We start from the raw sequence: 25,384 nt of genomic DNA on the forward strand, positions 1-25,384 counted from the left end.
AGCAGAGCGGCCTAGTGTCCCATTACTCGCTGCGAAAGGCGGTGCACTGACAGCAACCTGCCAGCGGCGGCAAGATCACCCGGCCGGCTGGTGGAAGAGGTCAGGCTTCGACTTCGTCGTCGGACTCGGGCTCGGCGGCGGCTTCCACCTCGGTCTGTACGGCGTCTGCTTCGGCGGCAGCCAGTTGCAGGTCGTCGTACCCGGTGGTGTCGAAGGCGTGTTCCGTGGAGGGCTGATCGGGGAGGTCGATGATGGCGTCGGAATGGGCGCCGCAGCCGTAGTCGTAGGCGACGACCCGGCCCTCGCCGGGAGCCATCTCGTTGGTGCAGACGCCGAACGCTTGGCCGAGGCTGTCGGCCAGGCGGATCCAGTAACCGCAGGCGTTGCACTTGTACGGGACGGCCTGGGCGATCGGCGCCGACGGACCGAAGTCACCGGCGTACCAGCGCTCGGCTGCTTCGCCCCGCCCGAACTGCGACAGCACGCGCTCGCGGCCGAGGCCGAGCTCCTCCACGACCGCCAGGACCTCGTCGTCCGCGCCGGTGTCGGTGAACCCGGGCTCGAGCCGCGGGTCGCCCGGGTGGGTCGGGAACAGGTCGCCGGGACGCAGGTCGCCCGGCTGGACCCGGTCGGACCACGGCACCCACTCCGGTGCGACGATCGCCTCGTCGCCGGGCAGCATGACCACCTCGTTGACGGTGACCGTCTTCGCGCGGGAGGCGCGGGTGAGCGTGACCGCCCAGCGCCAGCCGCGGTACCCGGGGTGGGTGGAGGCGAAGTAGTGCGTGACGAGGCGCTCGCCCTCGACCAGGTGACCGAGGTGCTCCCCGACCTGCGCGGCGCCGGCCTCGGCGATCGCGGCCTCGCGGGCGGGTTCGACCGCCGCGACACAGATGGCGTCGGCCTTGGCGCGAACCGGTTCCGGAGCTCTGACGGGAGTCACAATCGCCCATTCTCGCACGCCCGCGGGGATGTTCGGAACGCGCCGTGACTACGGTCTGTCCCCCGCAGCAGGCAGGATGGTTCCATGCACAGCCCAGACCCCGCGGACCAGAAGGCGACACCTGGTTCACCCGGCGCGCAACCGGCCGGCGGGACGCCTGGAAACAAGCACAGTGACAAGCGCGGCGACAAGTCGGCCGGGAAGAGCGCCGGCGAGCGGCTCAGCGGCGCCCGGGAGAGGTTCGGGACCGCGAGCAAGAAGGTCGGCCAGGCGTCGAAGGTGGGCGCCGGCGGGGTTGCGGCGGCTTCGCGGAGGACGGCCGTGGTCGGCGGGAAGGTGGGCCGGGCGACCGGCCGGCGGATCCGTGGGCTGACCAGCGCCCAGGGCGCCGGCGAGTCGGGGCTGTCCCGGCTGATCGAGCTGGGCGCGGTGAACGCGGCCGGTGACACCGCGTTCGCCGTGTCGCTGGCCGGGACGGTGTTCTTCGCCGTACCGACTGAACAGGCCCGGGACCGGGTCGCCCTGTTCCTGCTGCTGACGATGGCGCCGTTCGCGCTGATGGCGCCGCTGATCGGCCCGATCCTGGACCGGTTCCGGCACGGCCGCCGGTGGGCGATCGGTGCGACGCTCGGCCTGCGCGGCTTCCTCGTCTGGAGCCTGGCCGCCTCGATGACCGGCAGCGGTTCACCCTGGCTGTATCCCGCCGCACTGGGATGCCTGGTCGCGTCCAAGGCGTACGGCGTGACCCGGGCCTCCGCGGTACCGCGGCTGCTGCCGAAGGAGATCTCCCTCGTCACCGCGAACTCGCGGATCTCGCTGGCCGGGGTCGCGGGTGCGACCATCGGCGCGGGGATCGCGGGAGCGTTCGCGGCGATCGGGCCGGAGTGGTCGCTGCGCTGGGCCGCGCTCGTCTACACGGTCGGCCTGGTGCTGGCGATCCGGCTGCCCAGCAAGGTGGATTCGCCGGCCGGTGCGGAGATGACCGGTACGGCGGGCCGCGACGTGCGACGGCGGTCGATCACGGCGGCGGTGGCGCGCGGGATCCGGTGCAACCTCGGGCTGCGGTTCGTGTCCGGGTTCCTGACCATGTACCTGGCGTTCCTGTTGCGGGACAAACCGGTCAGCGGGATCGACGGCGCGCTCGCGGCGGGTGCGGTGATCGCGGCGGCCGGTCTCGGCAACAGCCTCGGCACCCTGGTCGGATCGTTGCTCAAGGCCCGTAAACCCGAGGCCGTGGTGCTGGTCGTGCTGCTCGCCGACGCCACGATCGCGATCCTGGTGGCGGTGTTCTACGGCTTCCCGATCCTGATCGCACTCGGCCTGATCGCCGGGTTGTGCAGCTCACTCGGGAAGCTGTCGCTGGACGCGATGATCCAGCGTGACGTGCCGGAGACCGTGCGTACGTCGGTGTTCGCCCGCTCGGAGACGGTGCTGCAACTGTCCTGGGTGATCGGCGGCGGCTGCGGGATCGTGCTGCCGCTGATCCCCCGCCTCGGCTTCGGGTTCCTGGCGGCGGTATTGCTGGTCGTCGTGTTCCTCGTCGTACGGATGAAGCCGTCCAGCCGGCCACCCGCGGGCCCACTCAAGCCGAAACCCAGTGGCGGCTCCCCCGCTCCTGAACCCGAACGCCCCGCGAGCACCAGCCGGACGATCCTGGCCACCAGCGTGGCCGAGCAACGCGCCAACCGCGAGCGCACCGGGCGCCGGTACGACGAGCCGACCGTAGAGCTGAAGTTCGACGACCAGCCCAAGGCCCAGCGCCCGGAGCAGCCGGCCGGCCGGTGGTGGAGCGGCCAGCCGGAGGACGACGAGGAGACCCGCCAGGAACAGGCCCCCTGGGCCGAGGAGCCGACCGTCGAACGCGACCGCGGCCTCTTCAACCGCCGCCGGGGCGGCGGCCGTCCACCTCGGTAGGTCGCTGGCGGGTTGTTTTACCCGGCAACGGCTCCACAGCCAGCCGGCGACTAAGCGACGGGCTGAGGGTCGGCGGTTTCGACTGGGGCTTCGGCAGGCGTGGTGCGGCGGAGGGTGAAGGTGGCTGCGACGGCTGTGGTCAGGAGCAGGAGGGCGCCGACGAGGGCCACGACGTTCATGCTGTGGGTGAAGGCGTGGCGGGCGGTGGCCAGCACGGTCGCGGCCACTTCGGCCGGTAGGTGGGCAGCCGCGGCGGTGGCGGCGGGGAGGCCTTCGCGGATGGGGGCCGCGGCGTCTGACGGGAGGTCGGCGCGATAGGCCGCCGTACCGATGGAGCCGAGGACGGCGATGCCGAGAGCGCCGCCGAACTCGCTGCAGGTCTCCATCACGGCGGAGGCCGAGCCGGCGCGTTCGGGGGCTACTGAGCCGACGACGGCCTCGGTGACCAGGGACATCACCATGACGAGACCGGCCGCGAGCAGTCCGGAGCCGACCAGGACGACCGCGAGCGGCGAGTCCGGATGCGCCTGGGTCAGAACGCCGTACCCGGAAGCCGCCAGGACAAAGGCGCCGCCGATCACGTACGCCCGGTCGACCTGCCGCGCCAGACTCGTGGCGAGCGGCGCGGCGCCGCCGACGAAGACCGTCGGAGCGAGTGCCCACAGGGCCGCCTTGAACGGGCTCAGGCCGAGCACGAGTTGCAGGTACTGCGTCATGAAGACGGCGTTCCCGACCAGTGCCAGCATGCCGATCGTGTTGGCCGCGAGCGAGCCGCTGAACGCCCGGCTGCGGAACATCCCGACCTCGATCATCGGGTACGCCGCTGTCCGCTGCCGCTGCACGAACAGCATCCCGAGCACCACCCCGGCCGCGATCGCCACCACCGGTAGCGCGGACAGCCCGTGCGCCGCGAGTTCCTTGATCCCCCAGATCACCGGCAGTACGGCGGCCAGCGACAACACCGAGCCGATCAGGTCGAACCGGCCCGCGTCTGGTGCCTTGAACTCCGGCAGCAGCATCGGCGCGAGCACGAGCAGCAGGACCATCGCGGGTGTGTTGATCAGGAACACCGAGCCCCACCAGAAGTGCTCCAGCAGGAACCCGCCGAGCACCGGGCCGAGCGAGATCCCACCCATCATCACCGCGCTCCAGAACGCGATCGCCTTGGACCGCTGGGCCGGGTCGTGGAACAGGTTCCGGATCAGCGCCAGCGTCGACGGCATCAGCGTCGCACCGCCGATGCCGAGGACCGCGCGGGCGGCGATGAGCTGCTCCGGGTTCTGCGCGTACGCCGCCGCGACCGACGCCAGCCCGAACGCGAACGCACCGAACAGCAGCAGCCGGCGCCGCCCGATCCGGTCGCCGAGTGAGCCCATCGTGATCAGCAACCCGGCCAGCACGAACCCGTAGATGTCGAAGATCCACAGCTGCTCGGTCGCCGACACGCCCAGGTCCGCGCTGATGAACGGGACCGCGAAGTAGAGCACCGAGACGTCCATCGAGACCAGCAGCAGCGGCAGCGCGAGCACGCCGAGCGCGATCCATTCCTTCCGGCCCGCTCGGTCCGCCGTACTCGTCACAACTGGTCTCATGACAACCTCTCGGATGATTGTGTGCGACGCACACTGTGTGCGCCGTACACAGACCATAGCCGACGACTGTCTATGCTGTAAACAGATAGACTGCGGCCATGGACGAGACGGACCTGCCCCGGGTGCTGCAGCGACTCTGGGGGATCGAGGGACCAGCCCGGCCGGGGCCGAAGCCCGCGTTCCACCTCAGCGACATCGGCCGCGCCGCGATCAAGCTGGCCGACACCGGCGGGCTGGCCGCGGTCTCGATGAGCAAAGTGGCGGCCGAGCTCGGCTTCACCACGATGTCGCTCTACCGGTACGTCGACGCCAAGGACGACCTGTACGTCGTCATGCTCGACTACGCGTTCGGCGAGCCGCCGGCACCGGATCCCGAGCAGGGCTGGCGGGAGCGCATCACCGCCTGGGCGGAGGCCTTCCGGGACGGCCTGCGCAAGCACCCGTGGATCCTGCAGATCCCGCTCACCGAGCCGCCGTTGTCACCCCACCAGCTGGCCTGGATGGAGTCGGCGTTGCAGGCGTTCGACGGTACGCCGCTCACGCCGCAGGACCGGCTCTCGTCGATGATCCTGGTGAACATCTACGTCCGGGGCACGGTCCAGCTGACCTCGAACCAGCTGGCCGGCGGGGACGAGGCCAAGGCGGCGGACCGGCTCTACAACCAGCGGCTGCGGATGCTCGCGACCCCGGACCGCTTCCCCACCATCGCGGCCGGGGTGAACCAGCCGGACGCGGTGGAGGATCTCGACGTGGACTTCGACGCCGGCGGATTCCACGACGGCCTGGACACCGTGCTCGACGGCATCCAGGCCCGGATCGATCGTAAGAGCTGACTGGCCGGCCGGATTGAGTCAGATGTCGAGCTTGTCGGCGACTCCGCGCAGAACCGTGGCGACCTGGCGGGCGGCCTTGTTGTCGGGGTGGCGGCCGCGGCGGTAGCCCTCGCCGAGGTTGTCCAGCAGCTTGATCAGGTCCTCGATGACGAGCTGCATCTCCTCCGGCTTCGGCCGCATCGCCTTCGCCACGGACGGCGGCGGGTCGATCAGCCGGACCTGCAGCGCCTGCTCACCGCGGCGTCCCTCGACGACACCGAACTCGACCTTCTGGCCTGGCTTGAGGTTGGTCACACCCGCGGGCAGCGCGTCGGAGCGGACGTAGACGTCCCCGCCCTCCTCCTTGCTGAGGAAGCCGAACCCCTTCTCGGAGTCATACCACTTGACCTTGCCAACGGGCACGGGAACCCCTCTATGTCATCAAGACAGTGCTGTCAATCATCGGAACAGGATGGGCGGGCAGCCCGATCGGCTACCCAGCGTACGTGAACCAGCGCCTCGGCGCCTCCGGGAATTACCTGCTCGTGCAGTGGCTGCGCATCATCATCGATACTTCTCCGGGTCCTTCAATCGTTCGTTCATCGACCCCGACCGGAAGCCGCGCGGATCGACCTGGGCCGCCGGGAATCCCTCGGCCACGACCGCGTCGACGAGCGCTTGCCCGTCGACCTGGTCCAGCAGCCGCTTGTCGATCTCGATACTCGCGGTCTCACCCAGGTCGCGGACCCGGACGTTCTGGACGCCGTACGCCGTGAGCCGTGAGCGGACCGCTTGCTCGGCCCGGTCGACCCGGGCCAGCAGGTTCGGCGTGATCCGGATGCCGTAGGCGATCCGGCTCGACAGGCAGGCGGCCGCGGGTTTGTCCGAGGTCTGCAGCCCCCAGCTCCTGGACGCCTCGCGGATCTGCGCCTTGGTCAGCCGCGCGTCCTTCAGCGGCGTGATCGCACCCCGCTCGAACGCGGCCCGGATCCCCGGCCGGAAACCGGCGATCGCGTCGTCGGCGTTCGTCCCGGTCGCGATCGCGGTGATGCCGAACTCGTCCGCGATCGGCTGCAACGTCTCGACCAGCTCGGCCTTGCAGAAGTAGCACCGGTCCCCCGCGTTGGCCTGGTACCCCTCCCGGTCCATCTCGTGCGTTGGCGGCGTGACGTGCCGGACGCCGATGCTGTCCGCGAAACGAGCCGCCGGCTCCAGCTCGGCCGCCGGCAGACTCGGCGACACCGCGGTCGCCGCGACCACGTTGGCCGGCCCGATCGCCCGCGCCGCGGCCGCCAGCAGGAACGCCGAGTCGGCCCCGCCGCTGAACGCGACGACCAGGCTCGGGTAGCCCGACAAACGTCGCATCAACGCTTCCAGCCGCTGCTCGAGCACGTACGCGTCCAGCCAGGCCGGGAACTCGGTCAGATCGTTCAGTACGACGTCAGCGCCGTACGCGCGCAGCTCGTCGGCGGTGAACGGACCGGTCGCCACGCTCACCGCGACCGCCCCGGCAGCACGCGCACCGTCGATGTCCGCGGTGTGGTCGCCGACGTAGATCGTCGCCTTGTGCTCCCGCAACGCGATGCCCTTCTCGGCACCGTGCAGATCGCCGACCGGCTCGTCCACGTCCAGCCCGAGGTGCTCAAGGTGCAGCACAACCGAGGGCGCGTACTTCGCCGAGACCACCATCGTCCGGCCGCGCAACGCTCGTACGGCGGCCAGGGACTCGGCCACACCGGGGAGCGGCAGGCTGCCCGTGATCGCGTGCGACGGGTAGTGCTCGCGGTACCGGGCGACCATCGCGTCGACCTGCTCCGGCGGGAACCAGTTCGCCATCTCCCAGGTCAGCGGCGGCCCGAGCCGGCTCACCACCAGGTCGGTGTCGATCGGTACGCCGGTCTCCGCGGCGAGCAGGTCCCAGACCGCCTGGATCCCCGGCCGGGAGTCGATCAGCGTCATGTCCAGGTCGAATCCGACCACGAGTTCCGGCACGTCGAAGGTGGCGGCGGAGGGCTGGATCTCGGCGGTTGACACGTCCCCAACCCTACGTGCTCCGCTCCGGCGCCGGGTCTCGCATCCCGAAACAGCCCATATGTCTACTAAATCAGTAGGAATATAGCTATTACCGACTACCCCAGGGAGCTCGAATGACCACTCAGCTGGAAGCACCCGAGATCACCGTCACCAAGGCCGGCGGCGCGATCGGCGCCGTGATCGGCAACGTCCGCCTCGGGGGCGACCTGCCGGAGCAGACCGTCGCCGCGATCCGGCGGGCACTGCTGGAACACAAGGTGATCTTCTTCCGCGAGCAGCACCACCTCGACGACGCCGGACAGCTCGCCTTCGCCAAGCTTCTCGGGACGCCGACTCTGGCGCACCCGACCTCGAAGAGCATCGAGGGGCAGGACCACGTGCTGCCGATCGACTCCGACTACGGCAGAGCGAACAGCTGGCACACCGACGTCACGTTCGTCGACCGGATCCCCGCGATCAGCCTGCTCCGCGCGGTCACGCTGCCGGCGTACGGCGGCGCGACCACGTGGGCCAACACCGCGACGGCGTACGCGAAGCTGCCCGTCGCACTGCAGGCCCTGGTGGACCGGCTGTGGGCCGTGCACAGCAACGTCTACGACTACGCCGGCCGGGTGGACGAGACCCGGATCGGGGGCGTGGACGTGAAGGTCGAGGAGCACCGCAAGCAGTTCGTCTCGAAGCTGTTCGAGACCGAGCACCCGGTGGTCCGCGTCCACCCCGAGACCGGCGAACGCTCGCTGGTCCTCGGTCATTTCGTCCGCCGTTTCGTCGGCTTCACCAGCGCCGAGACGACCGCGTTGTTCCAGTTGCTGCAGAACCGGATCACGAATCTCGACAACACCGTCCGCTGGCAGTGGCAGCCCGGCGACCTGGCGATCTGGGACAACCGGGCGACCCAGCACTACGGCGTCGCGGACTACGACGACCAGCCGCGCCGGCTGCACCGGATCACCCTGGCCGGCGACATCCCGGTCAGCGTCGACGGCGTCCGCAGCACACCCCGGACCGGCGACGCCGAGCACTTCTCCGCACTTGACAACTGAAGTCGCTGTGTTCGAGTCGTTGACATTTCGGATGCTTTTGTAAACCCTCGTCTCATGGACTCGTTCGCCGACCGGACCAAGCGCCGATTGCGTGACGAGCTGCTGGACGCGGCGTACGACGCGATGGTGGCGGGCGGGTACGACGGGCTGCGGATGAACGACGTGGCCCGTCGTACCGGCGTTTCCCGGCAGACCGTCTACAACGAGTTCGGTGACAAGTGGGGCGTGCTGCAGGCGGTCGCGGCACGCGAGACCGAGCGATTCCTGCTGGACGTGAACGCCGCGCTCGCCGAGCACTCCGACCCGATCGACGGCCTGCGGGCCGCGGTCGAGCGGGCGCTCACACTGGCCGGGGATAACCCGCTGGTGAAGGCGGCGCTGGGCCAGCCGGGATCCCACCAAGCCAGCCAACTGCTGACCACCCGGGGGCAGCAGGTGCTGGAGGTGGCCCACCTACGGCTGGGTGAGCACGTCAGGGAGCACTGGCCGGAGGTACCACCCGAGGACGCGACCAGCTGCGTCGACGTCGCCTTGCGCGTCGTCCTCAGCCACATCGTCACGCCAGGCCCTCCCCCGGCGGCGGTGGCGGCGCAGCTGGCCCGCGTCCTCAGCCCCTTTCTGTCCCAAGCCAGGAGGAACGCATGACGGTGCTCATGGCCGGGCCTCCGGCGCCGGCAGGGTCATGGGGCCCTGACTCCCGGCCTTCCCTCGTCACTCCAGTCGCTCCGCTCCCTCCGCTCCTCAGTCCAGGCCGGGAGGCCCCATGACCACGACGAATCCTCTTCATCGACAGGGTTTCAGCTCATTGCGGTCCGGCGGGCTCAACTGGGAGGCGCTGCCGTTGCGGCTGTTCGACAAGGGCAACCGGAAGTTCTGGAACCCGCGGGACATCGACTTCAGCCAGGACGCGAAGGACTGGCAGGAGCTCAGCGACAACGACAAGGACAACGCGTTGATGCTGTGCTCGCAGTTCATCGCCGGCGAGGAGGCGGTGACCGAGGACCTGCAGCCGTTCCTGCAGGCGATGGCGGCCGAGGGGCGGTTCGGCGACGAGATGTACCTGACCCAGTTCTGCTTCGAGGAGGCCAAGCACACCGCGGTCTTCCGGCTCTGGCTGGACGCGGTCGGCATCACCGAGGACCTGCACCACTACGTCGAGAACAACCCCGGCTACCGGGCGATCTTCTACGAAGCCCTGCCGGTCGCGCTCAAGTCACTCGCCGACGACCCGTCCCCGGCCAACCAGGTCCGCGCGAGTGTCACCTACAACCACGTGGTGGAAGGGACGCTGGCACTCACCGGCTACCACGCCTGGAACCTGCTCTGCACGTCCCGCGGCGTCCTGCCCGGCATGCAGGAGCTGATCCGCCGCATCGGTGACGACGAACGCCGGCACATGGCCTGGGGCACCTTCACCTGCCGCCGCCACGTCGCCGCGGACGCGTCGAACTGGAAGGTCGTCACCGACACGATGGAGGAGCTCCTCCCGCACGCGCTGACCCAGATCCAGTGGGCTCTCGACAACTCCCCGGAGATTCCACCGGAGATCAACCCGACCGCCTTGATGACGTACGCCGGCGACCGCGCGACCCGTCGGCTCGGCGCCATCGAGTCGGCGGTCGGCGCGGACGTCGCCGGGATCGACCTCGACTACTCACCCGAGAAACTCGAGGACGACTTCGGCGACGAGGACTCAGCCGCGCTGGCGGCGGTTCGCCAGTACGGCTGAGGTCAGGACAACCCCAATAGCTCGACCGACTTCTCCCGCATCTCGACCTTGCGGATCTTGCCGGTGACCGTCATCGGGAAGTCGTCGACGAGCAGGACGTAGCGCGGGATCTTGAAATGGGCCAGCTTGCCGGTGGCGAACTCCTTGATCGCGGCTGCGTCCACGGGGTCGGCGCCGGGTTTGAGCTTGATCCAGGCGCACAGCTCCTCGCCGTACCTGGCATCCGGTACGCCGACCACCTGGACGTCGGCGATGGACGGGTGGGTGTAGAGGAACTCCTCGATCTCACGCGGGTACACGTTCTCGCCGCCGCGGATCACCATGTCCTTGATCCGGCCGACGATGTTCACGTACCCGTCGTCGCGCATCACCGCCAGGTCGCCGGTGTGCATCCACCGCGCCTGGTCGATCGCCGCCGCGGTCTTCTCCGGCTCGTCCCAGTAGCCGAGCATCACGGAGTACCCACGGGTGCACAGCTCGCCGGGCTCACCCCTGGGTACGACGAGACCGGTCGCCGGATCGACAAGCTTCACCTCGACGTGTGGCATCACCCGGCCGACCGTCGACGTACGGCGGTCCAGGTCGTCGTCGCGACGGGTCTGCGTCGACACCGGCGACGTCTCGGTCATGCCGTAGCAGATCGCCACCTCGGCCATGTGCATGTCCGCGACGCACCGCTTCATCACCTCGATCGGGCACGGCGATCCCGCCATCACGCCCGTCCGCAGGCTGGTCAGGTCGTAGTCGGCGAAGTCCGGCAGCCCTAGCTCGGCGATGAACATGGTCGGTACGCCGTACAGCGCGGTGCAGCGCTCGTCCTGGACCGCCTTCAGGGTCGCGGCCGGCTCGAACGCCGGCCCGGGAATCACCATGCAGGCGCCGTGCGTCGTACAGCCGAGGTTGCCCATCACCATGCCGAAGCAGTGGTAGAACGGCACCGGGATGCAGAGCCGGTCGGCCTCGGTGAACGCGATCGTCTCGGTGACGAAGAAGCCGTTGTTGAGGATGTTGTGGTGGCTGAGGGTGGCGCCCTTGGGGAAGCCGGTGGTGCCGCTGGTGTACTGGATGTTGATCGGGTCGTCGAAGGCGAGCTCGGCCTCCCGGGCGTGCAACTCGTCCGTCGTGACGAGATCCGCGGCCGATCTGAGCTCGTCCCAGTCGCTGGTGGCGATGTAGACGGTCTCCTCCAGGGCCGGGCAGTCCTTGCGTACCTCGTCGACCATCGCGCGGTAGTCGCTGGTCTTGAACTCGGTCGCCGAGATCAGCAGGCGGACGCCGGACTGGTCCAGCGCGTAGGCCAGTTCGTGGGTCCGGTACGCCGGGTTGATATTCACCAGGATCGCGCCGATCAGAGCGGTCGCGTACTGCGTGATCGTCCACTCGGCGCAGTTCGGGGCCCAGATGCCGACCCGGTCCCCCTTCGCGATCCCGCGCCCCATCAGTCCGCGGGCGACGTGGTCGACCTCCTCGCCGAACCCGCCGTACGTCCAGCGCCTTCCGGTCTGCACCTCCACCATCGCCTCGCGATCGCGGTACTGCGCGACCGTGCGTCTGAGGTTCGCCCCGATCGTCTCCCCCAGCAACGGAACCTCAGACACCCCAGACGCATACGAAGGCACCCTCATGAGCCTCATCGTCACGCGCGCCCCCCACACGAGCAAGTGCACGCACGGCAGTAGGAAGGCGTGCGGGAGCTTTGTTCTGAAAAGTAGGCATATGGCTGTTATAGTGGACAAGCGGAGGTGGTCGGCATGCAGTTTCCCGAGCCGGTGTCGAGTGTGGTTCCAGGACTGCACGGCCGGGTGCTCGGTGTGCTTGCACGGACCGACAAGCCACTGACCGGGCGCGGGGTCACAAGTCTGCTCCGGACCTCGGCAAGTCCCAGTGGGGTCCAGAAGGTGCTCGACGACCTGGTCCGGAACGGCGTTGTCCACTCCGAGCCGGCCGGACGCGCGCGGCTCTACACGCTGAACCGAGAACACGTCGCCTATTCAGCCATCGAGACTCTGGCCCGGCTCAGGGAGTTGCTCCTCGAACGTCTCACAGCCGAGGCAGAGTCGTGGGAACTGCCGGCCAAGGCCGTGTGGTTGTTCGGTTCGACCGCTCGCGGCCAGGGCGGCAGCGACAGCGACCTGGACCTCCTGATCGTGCGTCCCGATGACGTCGACGAGTCCGATCCTCGCTGGCTCCAGCAGATCGACACCCTCACCCAACGCGCCACCCTCTGGTCCGGGAACGCTTGTCAGGTCGTCGAGTACAGCGCGCAGGAAGTCCGCGACCTCATCGACCGTGGCGAGCGCCTGGTCACCGAACTCCGCCGCGACGCCGTCCCGGTAGCCGGCACCTCACCCCACGACACCCTCACCCGAAAGGCCGGTTAGTGGCTGCCCTCGACGAAGCTCGAGCCCACCTGGCGAAGGCCCGCGAGTTCCTCGAAGCCGCCGAGCTGACCAACGACCTCGCCCTGTTCAACGCCGCCGCCTCGAACGCCGTGACCTCCGGTATCAACTCGAAGGACGCGATCTGCCTGGCGCTCACCGGGCGCACCAGGAAGTCCGACAACCACGCGGAAGCTGTTGCGGAGTTGAAGAACGCGGGCGCCGCTGGCAGGGACAGCAGTACGACGCTGTCCCGATTGCTGAAGCTGAAGTCGAAGTCGCAGTACCAGGCAGCTCCTGTCTCGCCGGCGGATGCCGCGAAGAGCATCGACTGGGCGACGCGGTTGCTGCAGTCCGCGCAGTCGGTCGCACCCGGCTAACCCGGGGACTGGTCGACGAGGTCACCACCGCGAACGCCTGCAACCTGTCAGACTGCGGGGATGGAGACCGGGGTGAGTGTGGTGGGGTTGGGGCAGGTTAGTGCGGCGCCGGATGTGTTGCGGGTGGCGTTCAGTGTTGAGCATGTGGCGCCGGATGTGGCTGCGGCTGTGGCGCAGGTGGGTGAACGGACGGACGCGGTCATCGCCGCGTTGCGCGCCCAGGGGATCGAGGCCGCCGACATCGCGACCTCCACCGTGAACGTGTACCAGGAGTACCGGGAGCACGGGAGGTCTCCGGGGTACCGCGGATCGCATCAGCTGACCGCGACGACGAAGGACCTGACCGGGTTCGGCCGGCTGCTCAACGCGGCGGTGGATGCCGGTGGCAACAGTCTCGGCCTGCAGGCGCTGGAGTTCGACATCGAGGACAAGACCGAGCTGCAGACCCGCGCCCGCGAGCTCGCGTTCCGCCAGGCCCGGGCCAAGGCCGAGGAGCTCGCCACCCTGGCCGGCTACTCGCTGGGGTCCGTCACGTCGATCGCCGAGAGCCACGGCCACGTCCCGTTCCGCGGCGAGGCCGCCGTCCCCCTCGCCAAGGGGGCCTTCGACTCCCAGGTCAACATCACCCCCGGCGACCAGAGCGTCCACGTGGCCCTCGAGGTGCATTTCTCCTGGGCCTGAATGTGGTCTAGTGCTGTATTCTGCCCGGAATGCGCCGGGAGGGTGAACGGCGCTTCGTTCCCGGGGAGGACCTCCGATGTCGTCGCAGCGACCCTTTGTCTCGGCCGTACTCACGGCCGGCCTCACGCTGATCCTGGTCGCCTGCGGCGGCGACGCCACACCCGAGAGCGCCTCGAGCCCGAGCAGCACACCATCGGCGTCACCGACACCGACGCCCACGCCGACCGCGAGCACCTCGACGCCCACCGCCGTACCCCCGGCGTCGAAGGCTCCGGCGCCGCGGACGAAGGCGACGCTGACCAAGGCGCTGCTGGCGCTGCAGGATCTGCCGGCCGGGTTCGCCATCGATCCCGATGCCGAGGGTGACGACGGCACCAAGCTGTCGTCGACGAACTCCAAGTGCGCCAAGCTGATCCAGTTGTTCAACGCGGACGCGTCCGCCGGAGCGAAGGTCGGCGTGAGCCGGGACTTCTCCGGCGGTCAGAGCGGTCCGTTCGTCGGCGAGACACTGGAGGCGATGCCGTCGGCCAAGGCGGCCACGGCGTACCTCGCCACAGTCAAGACGGCGGTCAAGCCCTGCCCCAAGGCCAGGCTCAGCATCGAGGGCGCCGGCAGCTCGACGGTTGCGATCACCGAGGTGGCCGCTCCCAAGGCCGGCACGAGCCCGGTCGCGGTCCGGTTCGCCGCGGCCAGTGGCCCGTTGGCGGGTCTCGAGGTGACGTTCGCCTTCACCGCTCTGGACGACGTGCTGCTGAGCATGGACTTCGACAGCTCCGACATCGAGGAGCCGATGCTGGCGGCGGCGGAGAAGGCGCAGAAGGTCCTCGGCACCTCCACTACTGGTACCTGACCTCCAGGGTTGCGCTGTCAGGGAGACTTCTCCCATGTACGCGCCGGCGCCGTTGAAGCGGCAGCTGAACCGGTCCGGGCTGATGCTGCTCGGACCGGCGTTCGTTGCGGCGGTGGCGTATGTGGATCCGGGCAACTTCGCGACCAACATCGCGGCCGGGGCGACGTACGGCTATCTGCTCTGCTGGGTGGTGGTCGGGGCGAACCTGATGGCCGTCCTGGTGCAGTATCTGGCCGCCAAGGCGAGTATCGCGACCGGCCGGACACTCCCTCAGCTCTGCCGGGACCACTTCAAGCGGTCCACATCGACCGGGTTGTGGGCCCAGGCCGAGCTGGTGGCGATCGCGACCGATCTGGCCGAGGTGGTCGGCGGTGCCATCGCGCTGAACCTGCTGTTCGGGATCCCGCTGCTGCTCGGCGGTCTGATCACCGGTGCGGTGTCGTTCGGGTTGCTGATCTACCAGTCGAGGCGCGGGCAGCGGCCGTTCGAGGCGGCGATCATCGGGCTGCTCGCGGTGGTGCTGGCCGGTTTCGTGGTGTCGACCGTGCAGGCGCAGCCGTCCGCGGCCGAGGTGGCGGGCGGCCTGGTGCCGCGGCTGGACGGGACGGCGTCGCTGGTGCTGGCGGCCGGCATGCTCGGCGCGACCGTGATGCCGCACGCGATCTGGCTGCACGGGGCACTGGTCACCGACCGGCACTGGAAGAGTCTGGGCTCTGCCGAAGGCAAGACGCGGGTACTACGGGCCACCAGGCTGGATGTGGCCGTCGCGATGGCGCTGGCCGGCGCGGTGAACCTCGCGATGGTGGTCGTCGCCGCGGCCGCGCTGAACGGCACTGGCGCCGACTCGCTCGACGCGGCGCACGAAGCGATCGGCGTTCGGCTCGGCGAGATGCCGGCCCTGCTGTTCGCGCTCGCCCTGCTGGCCAGTGGGTTCGCGTCCTCGTCGGTCGGTACGTACGCCGGTTCGGTGATCCTGGACGGCTTCTGGCGTCGGCACGTCCCGCTGGCGGTCCGACGGCTGATCACGTTGCTGCCGGCGCTGCTGATCCTTGCGATCGGCCTCGATCCGAGCCGGGCGCTGGTGGTTTCGCAGGTGGTACTGAGCTTCGGCATCCCGTGCGCGCTCTGGCCGCTGGTTCGATTGACCGCGTCCCGGCGCGTCATGGGTGACTTCGTCAACCGGTGGGCGACTACTCTCGCCGCATGCCTGGTAGCGACCGCCGTCTCGGTGCTGAACGTCGTACTGATCGTCCTCACCGTCCGGGGATGACATGACGCCTGTCTATGCGGTGAGCGATGTGCACGGCCATCCGGAGAAGTTGCAGGCATCACTCCAGGCGGCCGGGCTGACCGATGCCGATGGCAACTGGTCCGGCCAGGGCGCCCGGCTGTGGTTCCTCGGCGACTTCTTCGACCGCGGCCCGGACGGGATCGGCGTACTGCGCTTCGTCCGCAAGCTGATCGGCCAGGCGCCGGACGGGGACATCCAGGTGCTGCTCGGCAATCATGAGATCCTCGCGCTCGGGATGCGCAAGTTCTGTGACACCTTCGTCCCGCACGACGGCATCACCAGCCGCAGCTTCGAGCGGTCCTGGACGCTGAACGGCGGCCGGGACCGGGACCAGGAGCTGCTCACCGACGAGGAGGTCGAGTGGCTGCTCGACCGGCCGATGCTCGGGCTGGACGCGGGTCACCTGCTGATGCACTCCGACACGGCGGAGTACGTCGAATGGGGTGACACGATCGACCAGATCAACGCCGCGGCGAGCGCCGACCTGCACAGTGACGACATCGTGGTCTGGTGGGAGGTCTGGCGCCGGATGACGTCGCGGTACGCCTTCCGCGGTCCGAGCGGGTCGCGCGTCGCGTCCATCATGCTGGAACACCTCGGCGGTCAGCGCATCGTGCACGGCCACAGCATCATCGCCGACCAGCTCGGCATCGACCCGGCGTACCTCACCGACCCTCTCCTCTACGCCGACGGCCTCGTCCTCGGCATCGACGGCGGCGCCTTCGACGGCGGTCCTTGCCTGGTCGTGCAACTCGAACAGCTCTAGCGGGAATGCCGCCGCACCGTCTTCGGTTGTTGAAAAGTTGACGGTGAATCACGCCCCTTGGAGATGTTGATGGCGGAGAAGAAGCTTCCTGGTCCGGACCACCCGATCACGGTCGGGAAGAACCCGGACCGGGTGGTGGTGAAGGCCGGCGACCAGGTGATCGCGGACACGCGGGACGCGTTGTCACTGCAGGAGGCGAGCTATCCCGCGGTGCAGTACATCCCGCGCGCCGACGTCGACCTGACGCTGCTCGAGCGCACCGACCACCACACCTACTGCCCGTTCAAGGGCGACGCGTCGTACTACAGCGTCCTGCCCGCCGGGCCGGCCGGCGTGAACGCGGTGTGGACGTACGAGCAGCCGTACGACGCGGTCGCCGACATCCGCGACCACGTCGCCTTCTACCCGGACAAGGTCTCGATCGAGATCATCGCCGACTGAGAAACTCTCGTACCCTCGGCGCGAGGATCTCAGGCGGTACGACGTGATCGGCGCCGGCCAGCTCGCACAGTGACGCCGCCGGCAACTCCTTCACGATCCGGTGCGCCGCGTCGACCATGAACGGCGGGGACGCGGTCCCGGCGACGACGAGCGTCGGCTGCGTGATCTTGGCGAGCAGATCGACCGGCACTCGCCCACCGGGTGAGGCGTGGTCCATCACGGCGAAGTCGTACGCGAGAGTGTGTGCGAGCTCCGTCATACCCGGTGCGGCCGCCGTCTCCAGCGCGGCCTCGCGCGGCATGCCCGCGAGCATCAGGAACAACTCGACCGCCTCGCGCCGGCGGCCGGCAGCGAGCAGCTCGAGCACCTGAGCGCCCTCGTCCTCCGTGTCGACGTCGTCAGGCCCGTACGGCGGCTCGTGCAGCACCACGTGGGTGAATAGCAGCCCCGACCCCGCGGCCAGCGCGACGAGCGCCGCGCCCGAGGAGTGCCCGTAGACGGCCGCCGTACTCCCGACAGCCGTCAGCAGCGCGCCGATGTCGTCAACCTCGCGCATCGCGTCGTACGGCGTACTGTCGCCGCTGTCACCGCGACCGCGCCGGTCGTAGGTCACCACGTCGAAGTCGCCAGCCAACTCGTCCGCGAGCGGCCGCAGCGCGACCCGATCGCACAACGCGCCTGCGACCAGAATCAGCCCTGGGCCGCTGCCCTGCCGCTCGTACGCGATCGTCGTACCGTCAGCGGATGTCACCGTCTGCATGTCAGTCCTCCCGTGTCGTCGTCTCTGACGCCCGGAACGTCGGAGCCGGCGAGCGAACTTCGACATAATCCCTGGCGCCGGTCGGGCCGGGGTGATTCACTGCGTCGCGATGATCAGCAGAGTCGACGACTACCTCCACGCGGTCCCGCTGTCCGGGTCGGTGGCCGAGCAGGTCGGTCCGTTCACACTTTTCCGCAGTACGACGGCCTGGCCGTACTACGCCCGTCCGGTGCCAGGCGCCGGTAGCACCATCAAACCGGACGACATCGACGTAGCGCGCACACGGTGCGAGGAGCTCGGTATCCCGGTGAGCTTCGAGTGGGTCGCCGAGACCTGCCCGTCGCTCGGTCCGGCGGCCTCGGCGGCCGGGTTGACCGTGGTCGAGCACCCGTTGCTCGTCCTCGGGCGTGCCGACTTCCGGCCGGTGTCGGCGGAGGCGCGGTGCGAGATCCTCCCGGCGGACGCCGCCGTACTGCGGCAGGCCCGGGCGGTCGCGTCGCTCGCCTTCGGCGACCCGGGCACGGCGGTCGGCGAGGCCGGGCCGAAGGAGCGCGACGCGAAGGCGGCCGAGGTGCCGGACGACGTGCTCGAAGCGGTTCTCGACCGGGTCCGCCGCGGTGTCACGGTGTCCGCGGGCGCGTTCACCGACGACGGCATGGTCGCCAGCGGGCAACATCAGCCGGTCGGCGCGACCACCGAGATCGTCGGCGTCGGCACTCTGCCCTCCGTGCGCCGCCGAGGCCTGGCCGCCGCGGTAACGTCCAGCCTGGCCGAGCACGCCTTCGCCAACGGCGTCGACCTCATCCTGCTGTCGGCCGAGACCAACGCCGTCGCCGCCGTCTACGAACGCGTCGGCTTCCGCCGGATCGGGACAGCCGGAGCCGCGGAGTAGTTGGTGGTGGGTGGGGACAGGGCCGTACCGTTGTAGGGATGAGCACAACCGAGCCGAGCCGCCCACGTACCCTCGCCGAGGCGCTACGCACCTGGGACGACGCTGCCCTCGGCCGGTTGCTGCAGCAGCGTCCGGACCTGGCGATACCGATCCCCACCGACACCAGTCAACTGGCGGCCCGGGCGACGACGAACGCCTCCGCCGCGCGGGCGATCAACCGGCTCGACGAGTTCGGTGTCGACCTGCTGGAGGCGCTCTCGGCCCTGCCGGAGCCGGTGGACCTGGCAGCCTTGGCCGCGGGAGTCGCACAGCCTGTGGAGGTCGTCCGGCCCCGGGTCGTGGAGCTGCTCGAACTGGCGCTGGTCTGGGGCACCGAGGACGACCTCCGGCCCATCCGCGCAGTGCACGAACTACTCGGCCCGACACCCGCAGGGCTCGGTCCGGTCACGACCAGGCACTTCGGTGAGCTGGACAAGCTGATCGAAGAGGCGGGTCCGGACGCGCGTGCGGTCCTGGACAAGCTCACCTGGGGTCCGCCGACCGGATCGGTGGAGAAGGCCGAGCGTCCGGTGACCATCGCCTCGGCCCGTACGCCGGTCGAGCGGTTGCTCGCGCGCGGTCTCGTCGTACCGAAAGATGCGAACACCGTGGTGCTGCCGCGGCAGATCGGGTTGCACCTGCGTGGTGGGCGCGTGCTCGCGTCGACACGGCCAGTGCCACCGCCGTTGGACGGCAAGCAGATATCGGCCGCAATAGGCGACCGTGCCGCCGCCGGCGCAGCGCTCGATCTGGTGCGACTGGTCGACCGTGCGCTGGAACAGCTCGGCACCGAACCACCTCCGGTACTGCGCACCGGCGGCGTCGGCGTCCGTGACCTGCGCAACCTGGCCGGCAAGATCGGTGCGGAAGAGCAGACGACCGCGGCGGTGCTGGAGTTCGCGTACGCCGCTGGACTCGTCGCAGCGGTGGAGGTCGGCACCAGCGAGCTCTGGCTGCCGACAAGCGCGTACGACGATTGGCTGGAGCTGGACCTCGCACACCGGTGGGCGCAGCTCGTCATGGCGTGGTTCACCGGGCTCAGAGCGATCGGTCTGATCGGCAGACGGGATAGCGGCGGTGCGACGGCCGCGGCGCGCGAGCGGCTCATCAACGCGCTGGCGCCTGACCTGGAACGGCTGCTGGCCCCAGAGATCCGGGTGCTCGCCCTGCAAGCCTTGGCCGAAGCAGGAGCCGGTACGGCGCCTGCCACCGAGTCAGTGGTCACCTGGGTCGCCTGGCACCGGCCGCGACGTGGTGGTCAGTTCCGCGACGACCTGGTCGAGTGGACCATCACTGAGGCCGCACTACTCGGTCTGACTGGCCTTGGCGCCCTGGCGCAGCACGCGCGCCCCTTACTGGAGGCAGGGCCCACAGCCGACGATCTGGCCACGGCGATCAGACCTCTCGTCCCGGAGCCGGTTGCCGAGGTGCTGTTGCAAGCCGACCTCACAGCAGTCGCACCTGGCCCTCTGGTTCGCAGTGTGCAGGACGAGCTGTCCGCCATGGCCGACGTCGAGTCGCATGGTGGTGCAGGGGTCTACAGGTTCAGTGAGAGCTCAGTACGACGTGCCTTCGACCTAGGCCGGACCGCGGACCAGTTGCACAAGTGGCTGGCCGAGCACTCGCGTACTCCGGTCCCGCAGCCGCTGACGTACCTCATCGACGACGTCGCCCGGCGTCACGGCGTGCTCCGGCTTGGTACGGCGTCGACGTACCTGCGCTGTGATGACGAAGACGTGCTCACCCACCTGCTCAGCTCGAACCTCCCGGGCATCCGGTTCCGTCGGCTGGCTCCGACGGTCGTGGTGTCGCCGTCGCCGCCGGACATGGTGCTGAGTCGCCTGCGCGAGGCCGGTCTCGCACCGCTCGCGGAGACGTTCGACGGGGTCGTCCACGTGACCAGTGCGGCGACACGACGTGGTGAGACCCCGCGGCGCCGTACCAGCCGGGACTTCGTCGACAGCCCGCTCGACCTCACCGACGACCAGGTGAAGGCCGTGATCGAGAAGGTCCGGGCCGGCGACCGGATCGCCGCCGAGCGCCCGGCCGACGAGGGCCTGGCCGAGCCCACCGCGCCGGCAGAGACCATCAGCGTACTGGCGAACGCGGCCGAGGCGCACACCCGCACCTGGATCGCGTACGTCGACCACAACGGCACCGCCTCCGAACGTATCGTCGAACCGGTCCGCGTCGCCGACGGCTGGCTCACGGCGTACGACGAAGGCGCCGACCAACCCAGGACCTACGCGCTGCACCGCATTTCCACCGCCCGGGCCGTGGATTGATCGCCTCAGGCACAATGGAAGGTCGGGGCGACGATAGGAGCAGGCGTGACAGACGGTCCCTTGATCGTGCAGTCGGACAAAACTCTGTTGTTGGAGACCGCACATCCGGACTCTGGGGATTGCCGGAAGGCCATCGCTCCGTTCGCTGAGCTGGAGCGGGCGCCGGAGCATGTGCACACCTATCGGCTGACACCACTCGGCCTGTGGAACGCACGGGCTGCCGGTCACGACGCCGAGCAGGTCATCGACGTACTGCTGCGGTACAGCCGCTACCCCGTCCCGCACTCGCTCCTGGTCGACATCGCGGAGACGCTGGACCGCTATGGGCGGCTGCGGCTCGAGAAGCACCCACAGCACGGTCTGGTGCTCGTCACCACCGACCGACCGGTGCTGGAAGAGGTGCTGCGCAGCGCCAAGGTCAAGCCCATGCTCGGAGAGCGCATCGACGACGACACCGTGCTGGTGCACCCGTCGGAGCGCGGTCACCTCAAGCAGACCCTGCTCAAGCTCGGCTGGCCCGCGGAGGACCTGGCCGGGTACGTCGACGGAGAGACGCACAAGATCGAGCTCGTCCGCGAGGGCTGGGACCTCCGGCCGTACCAGCAGCAGGCGGCGGAGTCGTTCTGGCACGGCGGCTCAGGTGTCGTCGTACTGCCCTGTGGTGCCGGCAAGACGATCGTCGGCGCGGCCGCGATGGCACAGGCCTCCGCGACCACGCTGATCCTGGTCACGAACACCGTGTCCGCGCGGCAGTGGAAGGACGAGCTGATCCGCCGGACCAGCCTGACCGAGGACGAGATCGGCGAGTACTCCGGTGCCCGCAAGGAGATCCGTCCGGTGACGATCGCGACGTACCAGGTGATGACCACGCGCCGGAAGGGTGTCTACACGCACCTGGAGCTGTTCGACGCGCGGGACTGGGGCCTGATCGTGTACGACGAGGTGCACCTGCTGCCGGCGCCGATCTTCCGGATGACCGCCGACCTGCAGACCCGGCGGCGGATCGGCCTGACCGCGACCCTGGTCCGGGAGGACGGCCGCGAGGGTGACGTGTTCTCGCTGATCGGGCCGAAGCGGTACGACGCGCCGTGGAAGGACATCGAGGCCCAAGGCTGGATCGCGCCGGCCGACTGCATCGAGGTGCGGGTGGACCTGGAGCAGACCGAGCGGTTCGTGTACGCGACCGCCGAGCCCGAGGACCGCTACCGGCTGGCCGCGTCGACCCCGGCGAAGTCCCGGCTGGTACGACGGATCGCCGAGCACCACGCGGATGAGCCGCTGCTCGTGATCGGCCAGTACATCGACCAGCTGGACGAGCTCGGCGAACGACTGGAGTGCCCGGTGATCAAGGGCGAGACCACGGTCCGCGAACGGCAGCGGCTGTTCGACGCTTTCCGCCACGGCGAGCTCAAACGCCTGGTGGTCAGCAAGGTCGCCAACTTCTCCATCGACCTGCCCGAGGCGTCGGTCGCCATCCAGGTCTCCGGCACCTTCGGCTCCCGCCAGGAAGAAGCCCAGCGCCTGGGCCGCGTCCTCCGCCCCAAGGGCGACGGCCGGACCGCGAGGTTCTACTCGATCGTCGCCCGGGACACGGTGGACGCCGAGTTCGCCGCCCACCGCCAACGCTTCCTGGCCGAGCAGGGCTATGCCTACACGATCGTCGACGCGGAGAACCTATTCGCCTAGGCCGTGTCTGACGGTCCCGCGCCGTGCCGAGTGCCGCGCAGTAGGCGAGGGACCGTCAGGCACGGCCTAGCCGGGTGTGGATGCCGTTGAAGTGTTTCTTCATCGAGCGGGCGAAGGAATCGGGGTCCCCGGTCTGGAGCTTCTCCAGCAGGTCCCGGTGCCAGGCGGCCGCGTCGGCGGGTGAGTAGCGGGCGCCGGGGAGGCGGACGTCGACCTGAGAGAACGTCCGCCAGAAGACGCTGAGCAGGTCGATCACCAGCGCGTTGCCCAGCGGCTCATAGAGCGCCTGGTGGAAGGCCCAGTCCTCGTCCGGGAAGTACTCGCCGGCGGCCGCCTTCGCCTCCATCCGCTCGACGATCGGCTCCAGGGCGTCGTACCCGTGCTCGGTGAAGTATCCGACCACGTCCTCCGCCAGGCCGACCTCGATGGCCTGGCGGACCTCGAGGACGTTCTGGACGTCGCGGAGGTCGCCGGCCATCGACTGGGACATCCGGAAGGCGAGGCCGTCCTCGAGGGACTGCAGCGAGACCTCGCCGACGTACGTGCCGTAGCCGTGCCGGATCTCGATGATGCCGACCGCCTGCAACGCCTTCATCGCCTCGCGCAACGGATGCCGCCCGACGCCGAGCTGGGCCATCAGCTCCTGCTCGTTGGGCAGCGGGTCACCGGCCTTCAGCCCGCGCTCCAGGATGTACGACTTCATCTGGTCGCGAATGAAGGACTGGTTCCCCGCCGCACCCCGTGCCCGGCTCAACCCACCCGTTGTCACCGCCCGGCCTCCTCTTTGTAGGAACCGTTCAGTGTAGTCCGGCGCGTTCCAGCAGCGGGCGGATCGCCTCGATCTCGGCGTCGTCGAGCGGGATCGAGGGGTACGCCGTGACCGGGCAGGCGATCACGCCGAGCAGGTACAACCCGGCCTTGAACGCACCCAGCGCGGCCGAGCTCGCACCCATCCGGCTCCGATCCGCGACGTCGATGATCTCGAACAACCTGATCAGCCGGTCCTGCTCGGCCCGGGCCGCGCTCAGGTCCCCGGCCGCCACCGCGTCGAACAGCCGCACGTACCCGCCCGGATCCACATTCCCCAGCCCCGGTACGACGCCGTCGACGCCGAAGGCCAGCGACGAGTCGACGGTCACCTCGGACCCGGTCATGATCGCGAACCCGGACAACCCGGCGTCCCGCCGATCCAGCACCAGCCCACGCAGGCTCGCCTCCTGCCCGCTGGAGTCCTTCACTCCGGCGATGATCCCGCGCTGACCCAGCGAGATCATCAGCGCCGCCGGCAGCTTCACGCCGACCCGCGGCGGGATGTCGTACGCGTACAGCGGAGTCTCCCCGGCCAGTGAGGCCAGCCGGATGAAGTGCCTCTCGATCTCGGCCGGATGCGTAGCGGCGTAGAACGGCGCGGTCGCGACCAGGCCGTCCACCCCAGCCTTCAGCGCGGCGGACAGGTGCGCTCCGGCCCGCGCGGTCGACGTGTCGATGACACCGGCCAGCACCGGCACCTGACCTGCCACCTCAGCCACGGTGGTCTCCAGCACGACCTGCCGCTGTTCGTCGGTCAGGAACGTGCCTTCGCCGGAGGTGCCGAGCACGAAGACCCCGTCCACACCGCCGGTCAGCTGATGATCGATCAACCGGGCCAGCGATGCGGTGTCGACGTCGTACTCGGGCGTGAGCGGGGTGACGAGCGGCGGTACGACGCCGGTCAACTGGGCGGCGGTGTCGGTCAAGGGGTCTCCCAACGTCAAAGGGCGAATGTGGCGAAGCGGAGGGTCGCGAACGAGGACGTCTCACCGGCCTCGTAGAAGATCCCGACACGACCGTCGGGAAGCAGCACCAGATCGGAGTAGCCGGCCATCGCGTCGTGCACGACCAGCCCGGGCCGCCAGGACTGCCCGGAGTCCTCACTCACGAAGACGGTCAGCTCCCGGCGCACGACCGGATCAACCGGAGTCGACAGCAGCAGCCGGCCGTCCGGCAGCGCGAGCACACTCCCCTGGATCCCGGGCGCGGTGATCTCCGGGATCCCGGTGTACGGCGCATCAAGCGTCATACCGCCGTCCGAGGACCAGGCGTGTACCCGGGCCGGCCCGGTGCCCTGGTGGTTGCGGGCGTTGAAGTACAACCGCCCGTCCGGCAACTCGGCGACCGTGGTCTCGTTGGCGTTGATCTCCGGGCCGTCATTGCGATCGACGAAGCCCACCGACCAGGTGACCCCACCGTCATCGCTGACGATGCAGTGCCCGCCGTTCAAGCGGATCAGATCATCGACAGGCTCGTCAGGAACGACGGAGTGATTCGCCGGTACGACGAGACGCCCGCTGCTCAGCGCGATCCCGTGACACGGTCCGGTCGCGTACCAGCCCCAGTCGGAAGGCTTCACCTGCGCGGTGATCTCCACTGTCGGGCTCCACGACGCGCCATCATCCGCGGACCGCTGCACGAACACCCGCCGGCCGGACTCGGGATCCGTACGGCGGGCGAGCGACATCTCCACCGCATCGGCGCCGTTCTGCACCGTGATCAGGACGATGTCCCCACTGGAAGGGTCGATCACCGGCACCGGGTTCCCACACGTCTTGCCCGGCGCTGCCGACACAACCTGCAGTGGCAGCCAGGTCCGCCCACCGTCGAGCGATCGGCGCAGCACCACCTCGATCTCGCCGGCGTCGCCGGACCCGTGCAGCCGTCCCTCGCAGAAGGCGAGCACCAGCTCACCCCGCGCCAGGACGGACGGGATCCGGAACGTGTGGTAGCCGCTCCGGGCCGGATCGAAGACGACCTCGGCGATTTCCAGTGCGCCGACTCTTGAAGACATAGGACGTACTATGTCATGGTGTGGCCCTCCGATGGAAGTGAGGC

24 protein-coding genes are annotated in these 25,384 nt (G+C 69.3%); 15 read left to right on the forward strand and 9 right to left on the reverse strand.

Annotation, left to right across the window (positions count from 1 at the left end; translation table 11 throughout):
- Positions 1 to 100: 100 nt before the first annotated feature.
- Positions 101 to 943 carry a DUF3027 domain-containing protein gene (locus AB0F43_RS34465; RefSeq protein WP_360486739.1) on the reverse strand — a complete coding sequence of 281 codons (843 nt, stop codon included), beginning with the start codon at positions 941 to 943 and terminating at the stop codon, positions 101 to 103.
- A gap of 84 nt (positions 944 to 1,027) precedes the next feature.
- On the opposite strand from AB0F43_RS34465, the gene AB0F43_RS34470 reads away from it, so the two are divergent.
- Positions 1,028 to 2,857, forward strand: coding sequence for an MFS transporter (locus AB0F43_RS34470; RefSeq protein ID WP_360486742.1), 1,830 nt, complete (start codon positions 1,028 to 1,030; stop codon positions 2,855 to 2,857).
- Between the two features lie 50 nt (positions 2,858 to 2,907).
- Here AB0F43_RS34470 and AB0F43_RS34475 read toward each other — a convergent pair whose 3' ends face one another.
- A complete protein-coding gene (locus AB0F43_RS34475; protein WP_360486745.1) occupies positions 2,908 to 4,449 on the reverse strand; it encodes an MFS transporter in 1,542 nt (513 codons plus the stop codon).
- 98 nt (positions 4,450 to 4,547) lie between these two features.
- On the opposite strand from AB0F43_RS34475, the gene AB0F43_RS34480 reads away from it, so the two are divergent.
- The gene (locus AB0F43_RS34480) at positions 4,548 to 5,282 is read left to right on the forward strand and encodes a TetR/AcrR family transcriptional regulator (protein ID WP_360486748.1); all 735 of its coding nucleotides are present in this window, start codon (positions 4,548 to 4,550) and stop codon (positions 5,280 to 5,282) included.
- An 18-nt stretch (positions 5,283 to 5,300) separates the two neighbouring features.
- On the opposite strand, the gene AB0F43_RS34485 is transcribed toward AB0F43_RS34480, so the two are convergent.
- Both AB0F43_RS34485 and larE read right to left on the reverse strand, forming a co-directional pair.
- Positions 5,301 to 5,684 carry a cold-shock protein gene (locus AB0F43_RS34485; protein WP_360486751.1) on the reverse strand — a complete coding sequence of 128 codons (384 nt, stop codon included), beginning with the start codon at positions 5,682 to 5,684 and terminating at the stop codon, positions 5,301 to 5,303.
- A gap of 141 nt (positions 5,685 to 5,825) precedes the next feature.
- Positions 5,826 to 7,295 (reverse strand): ATP-dependent sacrificial sulfur transferase LarE, encoded by a 1,470-nt coding sequence (gene larE / locus AB0F43_RS34490; protein WP_360486754.1) that lies wholly within the window; start codon positions 7,293 to 7,295, stop codon positions 5,826 to 5,828.
- A 113-nt stretch (positions 7,296 to 7,408) separates the two neighbouring features.
- On the opposite strand from larE, the gene AB0F43_RS34495 reads away from it, so the two are divergent.
- The 3 genes from AB0F43_RS34495 to AB0F43_RS34505 all read left to right on the forward strand — a co-directional run bounded on the left by AB0F43_RS34495 (position 7,409) and on the right by AB0F43_RS34505 (position 10,067).
- Positions 7,409 to 8,338: a TauD/TfdA family dioxygenase gene (locus AB0F43_RS34495; protein WP_360486757.1), complete on the forward strand. Its 930-nt coding sequence runs from the start codon at positions 7,409 to 7,411 to the stop codon at positions 8,336 to 8,338.
- A 54-nt stretch (positions 8,339 to 8,392) separates the two neighbouring features.
- Positions 8,393 to 8,983, forward strand: coding sequence for a TetR family transcriptional regulator (locus AB0F43_RS34500; protein WP_360486760.1), 591 nt, complete (start codon positions 8,393 to 8,395; stop codon positions 8,981 to 8,983).
- A 118-nt stretch (positions 8,984 to 9,101) separates the two neighbouring features.
- Positions 9,102 to 10,067: a R2-like ligand-binding oxidase gene (locus tag AB0F43_RS34505; RefSeq protein WP_360486763.1), complete on the forward strand. Its 966-nt coding sequence runs from the start codon at positions 9,102 to 9,104 to the stop codon at positions 10,065 to 10,067.
- A gap of 2 nt (positions 10,068 to 10,069) precedes the next feature.
- Here the strand turns inward: AB0F43_RS34505 and AB0F43_RS34510 are convergent, their stop codons facing one another.
- On the reverse strand, positions 10,070 to 11,701 hold the full coding sequence (locus AB0F43_RS34510) for an AMP-binding protein (RefSeq protein ID WP_360486766.1): 1,632 nt from the start codon (positions 11,699 to 11,701) through the stop codon (positions 10,070 to 10,072).
- Positions 11,702 to 11,818: 117 nt separating this feature from the next.
- Between AB0F43_RS34510 and AB0F43_RS34515 the strand changes: the two genes are divergently transcribed.
- The 7 genes from AB0F43_RS34515 to AB0F43_RS34545 all read left to right on the forward strand — a co-directional run bounded on the left by AB0F43_RS34515 (position 11,819) and on the right by AB0F43_RS34545 (position 16,854).
- Positions 11,819 to 12,448 carry a nucleotidyltransferase domain-containing protein gene (locus AB0F43_RS34515; protein ID WP_360486769.1) on the forward strand — a complete coding sequence of 210 codons (630 nt, stop codon included), beginning with the start codon at positions 11,819 to 11,821 and terminating at the stop codon, positions 12,446 to 12,448.
- On the forward strand, positions 12,448 to 12,825 hold the full coding sequence (locus tag AB0F43_RS34520; protein ID WP_360486772.1) for a hypothetical protein: 378 nt from the start codon (positions 12,448 to 12,450) through the stop codon (positions 12,823 to 12,825). The genes AB0F43_RS34515 and AB0F43_RS34520 overlap by 1 nt, the downstream gene beginning before the upstream one ends.
- A 60-nt stretch (positions 12,826 to 12,885) precedes the next feature.
- Positions 12,886 to 13,506: an SIMPL domain-containing protein gene (locus tag AB0F43_RS34525; RefSeq protein WP_360486775.1), complete on the forward strand. Its 621-nt coding sequence runs from the start codon at positions 12,886 to 12,888 to the stop codon at positions 13,504 to 13,506.
- Between the two features lie 76 nt (positions 13,507 to 13,582).
- A complete protein-coding gene (locus AB0F43_RS34530) occupies positions 13,583 to 14,356 on the forward strand; it encodes a hypothetical protein (RefSeq protein ID WP_360486778.1) in 774 nt (257 codons plus the stop codon).
- Between the two features lie 34 nt (positions 14,357 to 14,390).
- Positions 14,391 to 15,626: an Nramp family divalent metal transporter gene (locus AB0F43_RS34535; RefSeq protein ID WP_360486781.1), complete on the forward strand. Its 1,236-nt coding sequence runs from the start codon at positions 14,391 to 14,393 to the stop codon at positions 15,624 to 15,626.
- Between the two features lies 1 nt (position 15,627).
- The gene (locus AB0F43_RS34540) at positions 15,628 to 16,413 is read left to right on the forward strand and encodes a metallophosphoesterase (protein WP_360486784.1); all 786 of its coding nucleotides are present in this window, start codon (positions 15,628 to 15,630) and stop codon (positions 16,411 to 16,413) included.
- A gap of 69 nt (positions 16,414 to 16,482) precedes the next feature.
- The gene (locus tag AB0F43_RS34545) at positions 16,483 to 16,854 is read left to right on the forward strand and encodes a DUF427 domain-containing protein (protein WP_360486787.1); all 372 of its coding nucleotides are present in this window, start codon (positions 16,483 to 16,485) and stop codon (positions 16,852 to 16,854) included.
- Here the strand turns inward: AB0F43_RS34545 and AB0F43_RS34550 are convergent.
- Positions 16,841 to 17,614, reverse strand: coding sequence for an alpha/beta hydrolase (locus tag AB0F43_RS34550; protein WP_360486789.1), 774 nt, complete (start codon positions 17,612 to 17,614; stop codon positions 16,841 to 16,843). The two genes, AB0F43_RS34545 and AB0F43_RS34550, sit on opposite strands and share 14 nt — an antisense overlap.
- A gap of 109 nt (positions 17,615 to 17,723) precedes the next feature.
- Here AB0F43_RS34550 and AB0F43_RS34555 point away from each other — a divergent pair, with 109 nt between their 5' ends.
- Genes AB0F43_RS34555 through AB0F43_RS34565 form a run of 3 tightly spaced genes read left to right on the forward strand, consistent with a single transcriptional unit; the run spans position 17,724 to position 22,516 of the window.
- Entirely contained in the window at positions 17,724 to 18,506 is a 783-nt protein-coding gene (locus AB0F43_RS34555; protein ID WP_360486792.1) for a GNAT family N-acetyltransferase, read from the forward strand.
- Between the two features lie 38 nt (positions 18,507 to 18,544).
- Positions 18,545 to 20,830, forward strand: coding sequence for a helicase C-terminal domain-containing protein (locus AB0F43_RS34560; RefSeq protein ID WP_360486795.1), 2,286 nt, complete (start codon positions 18,545 to 18,547; stop codon positions 20,828 to 20,830).
- 45 nt (positions 20,831 to 20,875) lie between these two features.
- Positions 20,876 to 22,516 carry a DNA repair helicase XPB gene (locus tag AB0F43_RS34565; protein WP_360486798.1) on the forward strand — a complete coding sequence of 547 codons (1,641 nt, stop codon included), beginning with the start codon at positions 20,876 to 20,878 and terminating at the stop codon, positions 22,514 to 22,516.
- A gap of 55 nt (positions 22,517 to 22,571) precedes the next feature.
- Here AB0F43_RS34565 and AB0F43_RS34570 read toward each other — a convergent pair whose 3' ends face one another.
- The 3 genes from AB0F43_RS34570 to AB0F43_RS34580 are packed head-to-tail and all read right to left on the reverse strand — an operon-like array spanning position 22,572 to position 25,340.
- Positions 22,572 to 23,285: a FadR/GntR family transcriptional regulator gene (locus AB0F43_RS34570; RefSeq protein ID WP_360486801.1), complete on the reverse strand. Its 714-nt coding sequence runs from the start codon at positions 23,283 to 23,285 to the stop codon at positions 22,572 to 22,574.
- A 28-nt stretch (positions 23,286 to 23,313) separates the two neighbouring features.
- Positions 23,314 to 24,252 carry a dihydrodipicolinate synthase family protein gene (locus AB0F43_RS34575; protein WP_360486804.1) on the reverse strand — a complete coding sequence of 313 codons (939 nt, stop codon included), beginning with the start codon at positions 24,250 to 24,252 and terminating at the stop codon, positions 23,314 to 23,316.
- Between the two features lie 14 nt (positions 24,253 to 24,266).
- A complete protein-coding gene (locus AB0F43_RS34580; RefSeq protein WP_360486807.1) occupies positions 24,267 to 25,340 on the reverse strand; it encodes a sialidase family protein in 1,074 nt (357 codons plus the stop codon).
- Positions 25,341 to 25,384: the final 44 nt, after the last annotated feature.

The organism is Kribbella sp. NPDC023972 (assembly GCF_040639075.1).
Taxonomy (GTDB): Bacteria; Actinomycetota; Actinomycetes; order Propionibacteriales; family Kribbellaceae; genus Kribbella.